Genomic DNA, 14,232 nt, shown 5'->3' with positions numbered 1-14,232 from the left:
CGCCCGTCCCGGCGGCCCGTCCCGCGGCCCGTCCTGGGCCGCTCCCGCTCCGGTGCGCCCGTGCGCTGCGCCCCTCCCCCTCCGCTCCTGCGCCTACTGGGCAGAAGTGGCGCCACAGGTGAGCGGGAACCGCCAGTTCCGCCCACTCACCGGCCCGCAGCCGGCATCAGCCCCGCCAGCCCCGCTCCCGCAGGATGCGTTTCACCCTGTCGGTGAACACGCCCGGTCGCACAAAGACGTGATCGGCGGTGACCCGAACGTGTCGCCAGCCCGCGGCTTCGAAGAGCTCCCGGCGCTCGATGTCGTTGCGGAAGGCTCGCGCATTCGTGCGATGCCCGTCGCCCTCGTAGTCCAGCACCACCTTCCACTCCTCGAGCGTGAGGTCGGCGGAGAATGAGTCGACCTCCGTCGACCGGCGTCGGGGCATTCACGCGCGGTTCCGGGATGCCCGCGGCCACGAGAAGCAGCCGAGTGAGCGACTCGGGGCGGGAGTCCACGCCGAACCGGATTCGCGACACGGCCCACGCGAGCTTCGTCACCCCTCGACCGCCGCGGAACCACCTTACAGCGGCCTCGAGAAGCGGCCTCGAGGAGAGCGGTTCAGTTCGGGACCCTCCCGGCAATCGCATCCCCGACACGAGGAAGTCACCCGCCGCGACGAGGTCTTCGCGGGAGAGGAACGCCGCCAACTGGCACCAGGTCGTCGCCGGATCCGTGACGGGAAGACCGCCAGACATCGCAAACTCCCCCAGCGTGAGCCGATGACCGACCACCGCTCGAGACCGCGGTCGCGACACCGAGCCCCTCGAGGAGACGTGGATCGGCGCGACTCCAATCGACTCGGGCAGGGGGACGCCGAGCACCGCGGCCGCGGTGGTGTGGCTGAAGACCTCCCCCAGCCCCAGTCGCGGTTCGTAGGCGCGGCACAGTCCGAGGATCGAAGCGAGGTCGAGATCGACGCAACTCACCCCATGGAACGGATGGGCGACATCCGCGCCGCGAAGCCGCCCTCGGGTGAGCGAGTGGCCGGGGGCGTCACTCGTGAGAAAGGCGGTGCCGAGAAGCCGGGACGGGATCGGGACGATTCGCGGCATGCCTCATGGTCGACGGATTTCGCCACTCGGCGCCGCTGCTTTCCACAGGGCGCGTCTCGGCACTGCGTGCGATTTCGCCACCAGCACCCCGAGTGCGACGCCACCAGCACCCCGAGTGGGCAATTGTCGCGCCACCCGTGGTGGCATGGCGCCACTATTGCCCACTCACCGAGCCCGACGCGCTGCGGACGCTGCGGACGCTGCGGACCGCTGCGGACGCTGCAGGCGCTGCGGGCGCCACCGGCGGGAGCTACGCGAGCGCGGCGACGGCGGCCACGACCTCGTCGATGCCCACGGGGGTCTTCACTCCGGTGCGGCGATCCCACAACTCGACCCTGCCCTCGGCGACGCCCTTGCCCACGATCACGATCACCGGCACGCCGATGAGTTCGGCATCCCCGAATTTCACACCGGGCGAGACCTTCGGGCGATCGTCGAAGAGCACGTCGAACCGGGCGTGCTCGAGCTCGGCGACGAGCTTCTCCGCCGCCGCGTGCACCTCGGGCTCCTTCGTCGCCGCCACCACGTGGATGTCGAACGGCGAGACGTTCCTCGGCCAGATGAGGCCCCTCGCGTCGTTGTTGGCCTCCGCGATGACCGCGAGGATGCGCGTGACCCCGATGCCGTACGAGCCCATGGTCACCGTGACGAGCTTGCCGTTCTCGTCGAGCACCTTGAGGCCGAGCGCCTCGGCGTACTTGCGGCCCAGCTGGAACACGTGGCCGATCTCCATGCCGCGGGCCAACTCCACCGGGCCGGAGCCGTCGGGGGCGGGGTCGCCGGCGAGCACCTCGGCAACCTCGACGACGCCGTCCGCGTCGAAATCGCGGCCGGCCACCAGTCCGAAAACGTGCTTGCCGTGCTCGTTCGCGCCGGTGATCCAGCCGGAGCCGTCGGAGATGCGGGGGTCGATGAGGAACCGGATGCCAGTCTCGGAGCGAATGCCGAGCACAGGCCCGGCCGCCGACCATGGGCCGATGTAGCCCTTCACGAGCCCCGGGTGCTTCTGGAAGTCGGCCTCGGTGGCGGCCTCGACCTCGGCGGGTGCAAACGCCACCTCCGCGCGCTTGAGGTCGACATCCCGGTCGCCGGGCAGGCCGACCACCACGAGTTCCCGCGTCCCGTCGAGGGCGGTGAGGGCGAGCACGATGTTCTTGAGCGTGTCGGCGGCCGTCCACGCGCGGCCGTCCGGTCGCGGGTGCTTCTCGTTCGCGACATCCACCAGGGTCTGGATCGTCGGCGTGTTCGGGGTGTCGAGCACCTCGGCCGGGGTCAGCTTCTCGTACGAGCGGGCCGCCGGGGCGATCGTGCGGAACGCCTCCACATTCGCCGCATAGCCGCCGTTCGATCGCACGAAGGTGTCCTCGCCCACCGGGGTGGGGTGCAGGAACTCCTCGCTTCGGGATCCGCCCATCGCCCCGGCATCCGCCTCCACGATCACGTAGTCGAGGCCGAGGCGGGCGAAGATGCGCTCATAGGCGTCGCGCTGCCTCTGGTACGACTCGTCCAGGCCGGCGTCGGTGTAGTCGAAGGAGTACGCGTCCTTCATGGTGAACTCGCGGCCGCGAAGCAGTCCGGCGCGGGGGCGCGCCTCGTCCCGGTACTTGTCCTGGATCTGGTAGATCGACAGGGGCAGGTCCTTGTAGCTCGAGTAGAGATCCTTCACCAGCAGGGTGAAGACCTCCTCGTGGGTCGGGGCGAGCAGGTAGTCGGCCCCCTTGCGGTCCTTGAGGCGGAAGATGCCGTCGCCGTAGTCGGTCCAGCGGTTGGTGACCTCGTACGGCTCACGGGGCAGAAGGGCGGGGAAGTGCACCTCTTGCGCGCCGGCGTTCGCCATCTCCTCGCGGATGATCGCCTCGATCTTGCGGCGCACCTTGAGTCCGAGTGGCAGCCAGGCGAACACCCCGGGGGCCTGCCTCCTGATGTAGCCGGCGCGCAGGAGAAGGCGATGGCTCGCCACCTCGGCATCTGCCGGGTCTTCGCGGAGGGTGCGGACAAAGAGTTGGGAGAGGCGTGTTGGCACCCTTGCTACTTTACCGGGCAAGGGTGGACGATCTGCGGACGGGCCGATTCGCGCAAACGGGGTCGACGCGTCGGCCCATTCTGCCCGCGATGGCCCCAATTGGACAGCGCCGGCTCAGGCGGTGACGACCTCTGGCGATCCGACGGCTCCGGCCGGCATCTCCGCGGCGAGCCGGTTGGCCTCCTCGATGAGGGTCGCGACGATCTCCGACTCCGGCACGGTCTTGATGACCTCGCCCTTGACGAAGATCTGCCCGCGGCCGTTGCCGCTCGCCACGCCGAGGTCCGCCTCGCGGGCCTCCCCCGGTCCGTTGACGACGCAGCCCATCACCGCGACGCGGAGCGGAACCGTCATCTTCTCGAGGCCGGCCGTGACGTCGTTAGCGAGCTGGTAGACATCCACCTGGGCGCGCCCGCAACTCGGGCAGGACACGATTTCGAGCTTTCGCTCGCGCAGGTTGAGCGACTGCAGAATCTGCAGCCCCACCTTCACCTCCTGCACGGGAGGGGCGGAGAGAGACACGCGGATGGTGTCGCCGATGCCCTCGGAGAGCAGGATGCCGAACGCCGTCGCGGACTTGATGGTGCCCTGGAACTCCGGCCCGGCCTCGGTCACGCCCAGGTGAAGCGGCCAGTCGCCCCGCTCGGCGAGCAGCCGGTAGGCCTTCACCATGATGACGGGGTCGTTGTGCTTGACCGAGATCTTGAAGTCGTGGAAGTCGTGCTCCTCGAACAGACTCGCCTCCCAGACGGCGCTCTCGACGAGCGCCTCGGGGGTGGCCTTGCCGTACTTCTGCAGGATGGTGGGCTCGAGCGAGCCTGCGTTGACGCCGATGCGGATGCTCACGCCAGCCGCCTTCGCCGCCGCGGCGATCTTGCCGACCTGGTCGTCGAACTTGCGGATGTTGCCCGGGTTGACGCGCACCGCGCCGACGCCGGCGTCGATCGCGGTGAACACGTACCTGGGCTGGAAGTGGATGTCGGCGATCACCGGGATCTGGCTCTTCGCCGCGATGATGTGCAGCACGTCCGCGTCATCCTGGTGCGGAACGGCCACGCGCACGATGTCGCAGCCGGTGGCCGTGAGCTCGGCGATCTGTTGCAGCGTCGCGTTGATGTTGGTGGTCTGGGTGGTGGTCATCGACTGCACGCTGACCTGGGCGTCACCGCCGACCTTCACTTTGCCGACGGAGATCTGGCGGGTCTTGCGACGCGGGGCCAATACGGGCGGAGTCGAGGGCATACCCAAGTTGATTGCTGGCACGCCTCCGATTCTAAACGCCCCCGGTGAGCGCACGCTGGGCGGGCGCTGGGCGGGCGCGCGATTGGCGACGCGGCGGGGCTAACCGATGGGGATGGGCTTGACGATGTCCGCGTAGATGAGCAGCACACTCATCGCGCCGAGGACGATCACGACGGCGAAGGTGAGCGGCACGAGCTTGGCCGTGTCGACCGGACCGGGGTCGCGGCGCTTGAAGAGCTTGGCGAAGAAGCGCCGGATCGCCTCCCACAGCGCGCCGGCGACGTGGCCGCCGTCGAGGGGCATGAGCGGCACGAGGTTGAACACGAGCAGTGCGACGTTGAGCGACGCGATGATGCCGAGGAGGTAGGAGAAGCGCTCCACGAACGGGATGGTGTTGATGCTCGCGATCTCGCCGGCGAGGCGGCCGACGCCGACCACGCTGACCGGTCCGTTGGGGTCGCGGGCGCCGGGGCCGAACGCGGCGTTCGCGACATCCACGAGGCGGGCCGGGAGGTTGAGGATGAGGTGCGTGTCCTGGCCGATGGTCGTGCCGACCGCCGGGAGCACTGCAGACACGGGCTGCTGCTTGAGCTCGTACGCGGCGCCGATTCCCAGGAAGCCGACCTTCACGGTGACCGGCTTCTTGCTCGCGTCCTCCACGACCTTGCCCGCGGCGTCGTAGACGTAGCGCTCGGTGAGCAGCGGCGTCGCCGTGAGGTCCACCTTCTTGCCGTCGCGCAGCACGGTGATCGCGAGCGCGTCCCCCGCCGACTTGCGGATGATCGCGGTCGCCTGGGTCCAGCTGTCGATGGTGGTGCCGTTGATCCGCAGGATCTTGTCGCCCGGCGTGATCCCGGCGGCCGCCCCCGGAGCGGCCGCGGCATCCGGCGTGCACTTCTGGCTCGTGCTCGAGGACGGAACGACACAGGCCGAGACGCTGCCGACGGTGGTGCTCGCCTGCTGGGTGCCGAAGCCGCAGAGCACGATCGCGAACAGCACGGCGGCGATCACGAGGTTCATGAACGGGCCGCCGAGCATGATGATCACGCGCTTGTAGACCGGCAGCTTGTAGAAGACGCGGTTCTCGTCGCCCTGCTTGATCGTGTCGGCGCTCGCGCTCCTGGCATCCTGCACGAGGCTCTGGAAGAAGCCGGTGCTGGCGCTTCGGGCTTGGCCGGCCTCGCGGGCCGGCGGGTACATGCCGGCCATCGAGATGTAGCCGCCGAGCGGGATTGCCTTGACTCCGTACTCCGTCTCGCCCCGCTTGCGCGAGAAGAGAGTCGGACCGAAGCCGATCATGTACTGGCCGACGCGCACACCGAAGAGCTTCGCTGGCACGAGGTGACCGATTTCGTGGAGCCCGATGGACAGGGCGATACCGACGAGCACGACAAGGATGCCAAGAATGTACAGCAGGACGGTTTCCACGGATCCAAGGATAAGCGCGTGACGCTAGCAACTTGCTGTGTGCGCGGCCCCCGCTTTCGAGGGGCTACCTGCCGCCGGCGAGCATGCTGTCGGCGGCCTCGCGGGCCCAGCGCTCGGCGTCGAGCACGGCGCCGACGGTGAGCGCACCCTCGTACGGGTTGTGGGCGTCCACCACTGCCGCGACGGTGTCGAGGATGTCGAGGTAGCCGATCTGACCGGCATGGAACGCGCGCACCGCCTGCTCGTTCGCCGCGTTGAACACCGCCGGGAACGTGCCGCCCACCCTCCCGACGCTCTTGGCGAGCTCCACCGCTGGAAAGGCCTCGGTGTCGAGCGGTTCGAAGGTCCAGCTGCTCGCGGTGGTCCAGTCGAGGGGCGCCCCGACGCCGGGCACGCGGTGCGGCCAGTCGAGGCCGAGCGAGATCGGCAGCCGCATGTCGGGTGGCGAGCACTGGGCGATCGTGGACCCGTCGACGAACTCGACCATCGAGTGCACGATCGACTGCGGATGCACCGTCACGTCGATCCGGTCGTACGGCACGTCGAAGAGGTAGTGGGCCTCGATCACCTCGAGTCCCTTGTTCACCAGGGTCGACGAGTTGGTGGTCACGACGAGCCCCATGTCCCAGGTCGGATGCGCGAGCGCCTCGGCGGGCGTCACGTCGCGCAGCGATTCACGACTGCGGCCCCTGAACGGTCCACCGGACGCGGTGAGCACGAGTCGCCGCACCTCAGCGGCGGTTCCCGAGCGCAGGGCCTGCGCGATCGCGGAGTGCTCGGAATCCACCGGTACGATCTGCCCGGGGCTCGCGACGGCGGTGACGAGGTCGCCGCCCACGATGAGGCTTTCCTTGTTGGCGAGGGCGAGGGTGGTTCCGGTCTCGAGGGCGGCAAGCGTGCAGCCGAGTCCGACAGACCCGGTGATGCCGTTGAGAACGACATCCGCGGCCACCGATCGCACGAGCTGCTCGGCCTCGGTTTCGCCGAGTGCCGTGTGTTCGACGCCGAAGGCGCGCGCTTGCTCGTCCATCGCCGAGCGGTTGCTGCCCGCCGCGAGCCCCACGACCTCGAACAGGTCAGGGTGGCCCGCGATCACGTCGAGCGCCTGCACGCCGATCGAACCGGTCGACCCCAGGATGATTACTCGGCGCATGACGACATCCTTTCATCCCCCGCTGCAAACGACACGGCCGCAAACGACACGGCTGCAAACGACGCCGCCGCAAACGACGCGAGCGCCGCCACCACCCGATCGGGCAGCGACGACGCTCGCGTCTCGATCTGTCGGACTACTGGGTGGCGAGGATGTCGATCACGAACACCAGGGTGTCCGTGCCGCTGATCCCGGCCTGGGCCTGGCCGGTCGATCCGTAGCCGTCGGCCGGCGGGATCACGGCCAGCACCTGCGAACCGACCTTCTGGCCGACGAGGGCCTTACCGAATCCGGGGACCACGCCCGTGGTCTGGAAGGTCGCCGGGGTGCCCTTCGTCCAGCTGGAGTCGAAGACCTTGCCGGTGCCCCAGATGACGCCCGTGTAGTGCACGGTGACGGATGCCCCGTCCTTGACCGTTGCGCCGCTGCCCTTCTTGAGGTCGGCGATCTGCAGGGTTGCCGGCGGGTCGGTCTTGGGCACCGTGATCGTGGGGGCACCGCTCGCGGCGAGCTTCACCGTCGGCAGGCCGGCGGGGGCCGGCTGCGCGGCGCCGTTCGCCTTCTTGAGGGCCGTGACCGGCTTCTTCGCGCTCACGACATCGATCACGAAGATGATGGAATCCTTGGCGCCGATGCCGAGGCTCGGCGATCCGGTCTTACCGAAGGCGTCGGTGGGCGGGATGATCGCCGTGACGCGCGAGCCCTGGGGCGAGCAGGCGACGGCCTTGTAGAGGCCCGGGATGAGGCTCTTCTTGTCGAGAGTGAGCGGCTGGGCCTTGGTCTTGCCGAATCCGGTCGTGTCGATCTTCTTGCCCGTGGTGGCGTTGAAGACCGTGTAGTTGATGCTGACGGCGCTGCCCGCCTGGGCGACGATGCCCTTGCCCGCGATGTCGACGGTGCGCTCGGTGGCCTTGGCAGTGAGCGGGGTCTTGAACTTCACCGTCGGCTCTGCGCCGAACTTGCCCTTCACCGACACCTTGTCCGAGCTCGCACCGGCCTTGGTCGCGACGCAGGAACTGTCGGCGTTCGTGGTGGCCGAGCACGCAGCGAGCGAGAGTGCAAGCACGCCCGCGAGAGCGATCGAGCTGAGGAATTTCGACACAAATCTGCTTTCTTAAGTTCGGGAGGGTTTCGGCAAGTATTCCCGACCGACCTTTGCGGAACCTGATCAGGGCCTGAATCAAGCGTACCGGAGCCGAAATAGCCGCGATGACTCCGCCTCGAGGCTGCTACCCGGCGAAGATGCGCGGCTCGTGCAGCACCGGAAAGTTGACGGAGCTTGCGATGAAGCACTTCGTGCCCGCCTCGTGGTGAAGTTCGAGCGCCAGGGCAGGGTCTCCGGAAGAGATGGTGACGATCGGGCGCAGGGTGGCGCCGGTGAAGTGGCCACCGCCATCCGCCGACTGCACCATGGTGCCGTCCGCGGCATCCGTGTACGCGGTCACGACGACGCCGTTGGCGGCCGCGACGTGAAGGTAGCTGAGCATGTGGCACTGGCTGAGCGCGGCGAGGAGAAGCTCCTCGGGATTCCACCGGTCCGCGTCGCCGTGGAAGGCGCGATCGCTCGACCCGCTGATGTCGTGCTTGCCGTCCGCGCGCACCACATGATCGCGGCCATACGACTTGTAGTCGCTCGTTCCCGTGCCGCGGTTGCCGAGCCACTCGAGTTCGACCGCGTAATTGTGTTGGAGGATCACTCATTCCACGCTACCCCCTCCGCCGCCACCCTTCGAGTTTCTAGAGCCACGGCGATAGGCTCGAGACACCATGACTGACACGCTCGCTCCACTGCAGACCACCGATCCGATCGTCCAGGAACGGCGAGTCGTGACCGCCATCCCCGGACCCCTTTCCCAGGCGATCCACGCGAGACGCCTCGCGGTAATCCCGGGCGGCGTCTCCTCGGCCCTCCCGGTCTACGTCGCGCGGGCCCACGGCGCGATCGTCGTGGATGCGGACGGCAACCAGTACATCGACCTCGGGTCCGGCATCGGCGTCATGACGATCGGCCACACCGACGAAGCCGTCGTTGCGGCGGCCACCGCCCAGCTTTCTCTCGTCACCCACGCGATGTTCACCATCACGCCGTACGAGTCGTACGTGCGCGTCGCCGAACTGCTCGCCGAGCACACCCCCGGCGACTTCGCCAAGAAGACGGTGCTGCTCAACTCCGGTGCCGAGGCCGTCGAGAACGCGGTCAAGATCGCCCGCAAGTTCACTGGACGCCCCGGCGTCGCCGTGCTCGAGCACGCCTACCACGGTCGCACCAACCTCACGATGGCGATGACCTTCAAGGCCATGCCGTACAAGGCCGGCTTCGGCCCGTTCGCGGGCTCCGTCCATCACGCCCCCAACTCCTACCCGTTCCGGGACGGCCTGAGCGGCGGCGAGGCGGCGCGGCGCACCATCGGCTACCTCGAGAAGTCCGTGGGCGCATCCGATCTGGCCTGCCTCGTCGTCGAGCCGATCCAGGGCGAGGGCGGCTTCGTCGTGCCGGCCGAGGGCTACCTCCCCGCGCTGCAGGAGTGGTGCACCGCGAACGGGATCGTCTTCATCGCCGACGAGATCCAGAGCGGCATGGCGCGCACCGGCGCGTACTTCGCGAGCGAGCACTTCGGCGTCGTACCCGACATGGTGCTCACCGCGAAGGGTATCGCCGGCGGCCTGCCGATCGCGGGCGTCACCGGGCGCGCGGAGATCATGGACTCGTCGCACCCTGGCGGGCTCGGCGGCACCTTCGCCGGCAACCCGGTGGCCGCGGCCGCCGCGGTGGCGGTGTTCGATGCCATCGAGAGTCGCAACCTGCTCGCGGACGGCAAGCGCATCGAGGGGGTGCTGCTGCCGGCGCTGCTCGCCCTGCAGGAGAAGTACGACGTGATCGGCGACGTGCGCGGCATCGGCGCGATGCTCGCCATCGAGCTGGTGCTCCCGGCGACCGGATCGACCACCAAGGAGCCGAACCCCGCCGCCGTGTCGGCGATCACGGCGTATGCCGCGCAGCACGGTGTCCTGCTGATCAGCGCCGGCACGTTCGGCAACATCATCCGCTTCCTGCCGAGCCTCGCGATCACCGACGAACTGCTGCGCGACGCGATCGGCGTGCTCGACGACGCCTTCGCCGCCCTGTGAGCCACCCGCTCCTGGCTGCTGAGGCCGTCGAACTCGCGACCGTCTCGCGATCCGGTTTCGACGAGTCCCGCCACATCGGCGCCGCCGTCGTCGTCTCCTCCGACGGTTCCGTCGCGCGAGAACTGGGCAACGGGGACGCGCTGATCTTCGGGCGATCGTCGCTCAAGCTGTTCCAGGCGATCGCGGTGCTCCGAGCGGGGGTCGCCCTCGAGGGAGCCCAGCTCGTGGTCGCCTCGGCGAGTCACGGCGGCACCGTCGACCACCTGCGCATCGTCGAACAGCTGCTCGCGCGCGCCGGTGTCGGCGCCGACGCGCTGCAGTGCCCGATCGACTGGCCCCTCGACGGCACGGCGCGGCACGCGTCGACCGCACCCAGCCGCCTGCAGATGAACTGTTCTGGCAAACACGCGGCATTCCTGCTGGCCTGCGCGACGAACGGGTGGCCGACAGAGAGCTACCTCGAACAGACCCACCCGCTTCAGAGGCTCATCCGCTCCACGATCGAGGAGTTCACCGGCGAGACCATCGACCGGGTCGGGGTGGACGGATGCGGCGCGCCCGTCTTCGCGACGACGCTCCGCGGACTCGCCACGGCCGTGGGTCGCGTCGGATCGGCAACGGCCTCGAGCGGCGACCAGAACGCCGCGAGGCTGTCGGCAGCCATCCGCGACAACGCCTGGGCTATCGACGGCGTCGGGCGACCCAACACCGTGGCGATCGAGGAGCTCGGCATCGTGGCGAAGGGCGGCGCGGAGGGCGTGATGGTGATGGGGCTTCCCGATGGCACGGCCGTGGCGCTCAAGATCCTGGACGGCGGTGCGCGAGCGGCGACCCTCGTCGCGATAGAGCTGCTCGCCTCGGTCGGCGCGGTCGCCCGGCCGGACGCCGACCGTGTGATCGCCCTCACGACCGACGACGTACTCGGCGGGGGCGTGCCGGTGGGCCGCCTGCGGGCGTCGGACCTCGTCCTCGGCCGCTGACCCCGCTCGGCCGCACCGCGCACGACGTCCGGCTACGCGAAGAGCGCCGCTACCGCCTCGCGGAACGCCACCGTGTGACGCTCGACGTCGGCCGCCGTGGTGGCCGGGCTCATGAGCGCCATGTTGTGGAACGGCGTGATGAGGATGCCCCGGTTGAGGGCGTGCAGGTGCAGGTACTGCTGCAGCTCGAAGTCGTCTGCCGCCGCGGCCTCCGCCCCATCGATGGGCGGGGTTCGGCGGAAGCTGTACTCGGACCTTGCCCCGAGCTGGGTCACCTGCCACGGCACGTCGAACTCGTCGATCGCGGCCTGCACCCCGACCGTCCACTCGGTGGCCCGGTCGATCATGCCCACGAACGCCGAGGCGGTGAGCACCTCCGAGAGGGTGGCACGGATGCCGGCGAGGGAGAGCGCATTTCCGGCGAGCGTGCCGCCTACTCCCCCGACGTCGATGTCCTCGAGGTCGAGGCTCGCGCGCACGAGGGCCGCGAACGATGCCGTCATTCCGTACGCGCCGGCCGGGATGCCGCCGCCGATGCTCTTTCCGACCACCACGGCATCCGGGTCGAGTCCGTCCCGGGCGATCATGCCGCCGGGGCCGACGCAGAGGGTGTGGGTCTCGTCGATGATGAGGATCACGCCGTACTTCGTGCACAGCTCGCGGACAGCGGCATGGTAGCCGGGCGCCGGCAGCACGATTCCGATGTTGGTGAGCGCCGGCTCCATGAGCATCGCGGCGATCTCGCCGGTGGCGAGCACCCGCTCGAGAGCCGCGACGTCGTTGAACGGAACGACGGCGGTCGTGAGCGACGGCGGCACCGGAGCACCGATCGTGCCTCGGCGTTCCACCACGGCGCCCCTGTGGTCGAGGGTGGCATAGGCCTCATCGACGGTGCCGTGGTAGCAGTAGTCGTGCACGACGATCCTGCGACGGCCGGTGACCTGGCGCGCGTAGCGGATGAGGCTGCGGTTGGCGTCCGTGGCGGAGAGGCTGAACTGCCAGCTCGGCACACCGAACCGCTCGGCGAGGAGCGTGGCCGCCGCCGCCGCGTCGGCTGTGGGGAGCATGAACGTCGAACCGCGACCGAGCTGCGCGGTGATCGCCGCGACCGCGGCCGGTGGGGCGTGGCCGCACATGGCGCCGGTGTCGCCGAGGCACAGGTCGACGTGGTCGATGCCGTCCGCGTCGATGAAATGCGCGCCGCTCGCGCTCTCCACGTAGACGGGCCAGGGCCAGGGCCACTTCGCCATCCAGAGCATGGGAACGCCGTCAGGAAGGTGCGGGAGCGCCTCGGCGAAGAGGGCCTCCGACCGCGGCCTCGCCGCGGCGAAGGTCTGCATCTCGATGCGCCAGAGCTCGGCCAGCCGCTCTCGATCCTGGTACACGACTACTGCACCTTGGCCAGGCGCTTGCGCCTCGCCGCTGCCGAGATCTGCTGGGCGAGCACGAGCACGATCGCGAGGATGAAGACCGCGGACGCAATGACATTCGCCTCGGCTGGCACGCCGCGCGCGGCCGACACGTAGATGAACTTGGGGAACGTGTCCGTGGTGCCGGAGTTGAAGTTGGTGATGATGAAGTCGTCGAAGCTCAGGGCAAACGAGAGCAGGGCCGCAGCGACGATGCCCGGCAGCAGGAGCGGGAAGGTGATGCGCCAGAACACCTGGCCGGGAGAGGCGTAGAGGTCGCGTCCGGCCTCCTCGAGCGCGGGATCGAGGCTCGTGACCCTGGCCTTCACCGTCACGACGACGAAGCTGATGCAGAACATCGTGTGGGCGAGGATGATCGTGACGAGTCCCATGTTGGCCCCGAGGCCGAGGAACTCGGCGGCCAGTCCGGCGCCGAGCACGACCTCCGGCGTCGCCATCGGCAGGAACAGCAGCAGGTTCACTCCGGTGCGGAAGCGGAACCGGTAGCGCACGAGGGCGATCGCGATCGCCGTGCCGAGGGTGGTGGCGGCGAGGGTGGCGATGACGCCGATCAGGATGCTGTTGCCGAACGCCTCGCAGACCCCCTGCGCGGCACAGACGTTCGTCCACTTGTCGAGGGTGAACCCGCGCCAGGAGATGTTCGACTTGAGCGAATCGTTGAAGGAGAACACGAACGTGTACACGATCGGCACGAGCAGGAAGATCAACGCGAGCGCCGAGTACACCGGAAGCAGCCAGCGTCCGAGGCTGAAGCGGGCCCTGGACGGCCGCGGCGCCGGGGTCTCCATCACCACACCGAGGGCCCGTGCCTCCTGGAGCGTCACAGCAGTCCCTCCGTTCCGGTCTTCCAGACATATACCGACAGCAGAATGTAGACGATCACGAGCACGAGAATCGCCGACATCAGGATGATCGACAGGGCGGCGGCGGCTGGGTAGTTCTGCAGCTCGAAGAAGTTGCTGTCGATGACGTTGCCGATCATGGTCGTCCCCGTGCCACCGAGAAACTGCCGGCTCGCATTGACGTAGTCACCGGCCGCCGGGATGAACGTGAGGAGCACGCCCGAGATGATGCCGGGTGCCGAGAGCGGAAGCGTGATCGTGCGAAACGTGGTGAACGGCCGCGCGTAGAGGTCGCTGCCGGCCTCCAGGTAGCGGGTGTCGAGCCGCTCGAGCACCGCGTACAACGGCAGCGTCATGAACGGGATGAAGTTGTATGTAAGCCCGAAAATCACCGAGAACGGGGTTCCGGTGATGTGCGCGTCCGGCGCCATGAGCGAGAGCCCCTTGAGCGCCGAGACCAGGAACGACTCGTCGGACAGCATCGACTTCCACGCCATCGTGCGCAACAGGAAGCTGATGAAGAATGGTGCGATCACCAGCACCAACAGGAGGTTCTGCAACAACGGCCAGCGCCGCACCTTCACCGCGATGAAGTAGGCGAGCGGGTAGCTGAACAGCAGTGCGAACACCGTCGCGACGAGCGAGTACCCGAACGACCGCAGGATCTGGGGGGTGTACTGCGCGAGCACTGTCGCGTAGTTGCCGATCTCGAACCCGGGCACGAACTGTCCGATGTCGCCGGACGGCGCCGGCGCCTGCAGCGAGGTCGTCACGAGGGTGAAGAGCGGCACGAGAAAGAAGATCACGAGGTAGAGCACGCCGGGGGCGAGAAGCAGAAGCGCGATCTTGCTTCGGCGTTTCGGCGCCTGCTCCTGCGACGGCGGGGCGCTGGCGAATGCTGAGAAGGCCAC

Annotated in this window: 12 protein-coding genes; 2 read left to right on the top strand and 10 right to left on the bottom strand. The window is 68.7% G+C overall.

Annotated elements, in window-relative coordinates:
* Positions 1–166 precede the first annotated feature (166 nt).
* The 7 genes from VIM54_RS09835 to VIM54_RS09805 all read right to left on the bottom strand — a co-directional run bounded on the left by VIM54_RS09835 (position 167) and on the right by VIM54_RS09805 (position 8,637).
* Entirely contained in the window at positions 167–427 is a 261-nt protein-coding gene (locus VIM54_RS09835; protein WP_331900929.1) for a DUF559 domain-containing protein, read from the bottom strand.
* Between the two features lie 917 nt (positions 428–1,344).
* Positions 1,345–3,117, bottom strand: coding sequence for a proline--tRNA ligase (locus VIM54_RS09830; protein ID WP_331900927.1), 1,773 nt, complete (start codon positions 3,115–3,117; stop codon positions 1,345–1,347).
* Positions 3,118–3,231: 114 nt separating this feature from the next.
* A complete protein-coding gene (gene ispG / locus VIM54_RS09825) occupies positions 3,232–4,380 on the bottom strand; it encodes a flavodoxin-dependent (E)-4-hydroxy-3-methylbut-2-enyl-diphosphate synthase (RefSeq protein WP_187270776.1) in 1,149 nt (382 codons plus the stop codon).
* A gap of 78 nt (positions 4,381–4,458) precedes the next feature.
* Positions 4,459–5,787, bottom strand: coding sequence for a site-2 protease family protein (locus VIM54_RS09820; protein ID WP_331900923.1), 1,329 nt, complete (start codon positions 5,785–5,787; stop codon positions 4,459–4,461).
* Positions 5,788–5,851: 64 nt separating this feature from the next.
* On the bottom strand, positions 5,852–6,940 hold the full coding sequence (dxr, locus tag VIM54_RS09815; protein WP_331900922.1) for a 1-deoxy-D-xylulose-5-phosphate reductoisomerase: 1,089 nt from the start codon (positions 6,938–6,940) through the stop codon (positions 5,852–5,854).
* A 136-nt stretch (positions 6,941–7,076) separates the two neighbouring features.
* Positions 7,077–8,042 carry an FKBP-type peptidyl-prolyl cis-trans isomerase gene (locus tag VIM54_RS09810; RefSeq protein WP_331900920.1) on the bottom strand — a complete coding sequence of 322 codons (966 nt, stop codon included), beginning with the start codon at positions 8,040–8,042 and terminating at the stop codon, positions 7,077–7,079.
* A gap of 127 nt (positions 8,043–8,169) precedes the next feature.
* Positions 8,170–8,637, bottom strand: coding sequence for an OsmC family protein (locus VIM54_RS09805; RefSeq protein ID WP_331900918.1), 468 nt, complete (start codon positions 8,635–8,637; stop codon positions 8,170–8,172).
* 70 nt (positions 8,638–8,707) lie between these two features.
* Between VIM54_RS09805 and gabT the strand changes: the two genes are divergently transcribed.
* The gene (gene gabT / locus VIM54_RS09800) at positions 8,708–10,069 is read left to right on the top strand and encodes a 4-aminobutyrate--2-oxoglutarate transaminase (RefSeq protein WP_331900916.1); all 1,362 of its coding nucleotides are present in this window, start codon (positions 8,708–8,710) and stop codon (positions 10,067–10,069) included.
* Entirely contained in the window at positions 10,066–11,049 is a 984-nt protein-coding gene (locus tag VIM54_RS09795) for an asparaginase (protein ID WP_331900914.1), read from the top strand. The genes gabT and VIM54_RS09795 overlap by 4 nt, the downstream gene beginning before the upstream one ends.
* A gap of 32 nt (positions 11,050–11,081) precedes the next feature.
* Here VIM54_RS09795 and VIM54_RS09790 read toward each other — a convergent pair whose 3' ends face one another.
* From VIM54_RS09790 to VIM54_RS09780, 3 genes are read right to left on the bottom strand one after another with little or no spacing between them, the layout of a single operon-like run.
* Entirely contained in the window at positions 11,082–12,434 is a 1,353-nt protein-coding gene (locus VIM54_RS09790; RefSeq protein WP_331900912.1) for a transaminase, read from the bottom strand.
* 2 nt (positions 12,435–12,436) lie between these two features.
* Complete coding sequence (locus tag VIM54_RS09785; protein WP_331900989.1) at positions 12,437–13,267, bottom strand: ABC transporter permease; 831 nt, start codon at positions 13,265–13,267, stop codon at positions 12,437–12,439.
* A 32-nt stretch (positions 13,268–13,299) separates the two neighbouring features.
* Positions 13,300–14,232: an ABC transporter permease gene (locus VIM54_RS09780; RefSeq protein ID WP_331900911.1), complete on the bottom strand. Its 933-nt coding sequence runs from the start codon at positions 14,230–14,232 to the stop codon at positions 13,300–13,302.

Origin of the sequence: Lacisediminihabitans sp. (genome assembly GCF_036569425.1) — a bacterium.
In the GTDB taxonomy this organism is placed as follows: domain Bacteria; phylum Actinomycetota; class Actinomycetes; order Actinomycetales; family Microbacteriaceae; genus Lacisediminihabitans.
Note: the sequence above shows the minus strand (reverse complement) of the source record. Positions and strands in the feature narration are given on the sequence as shown.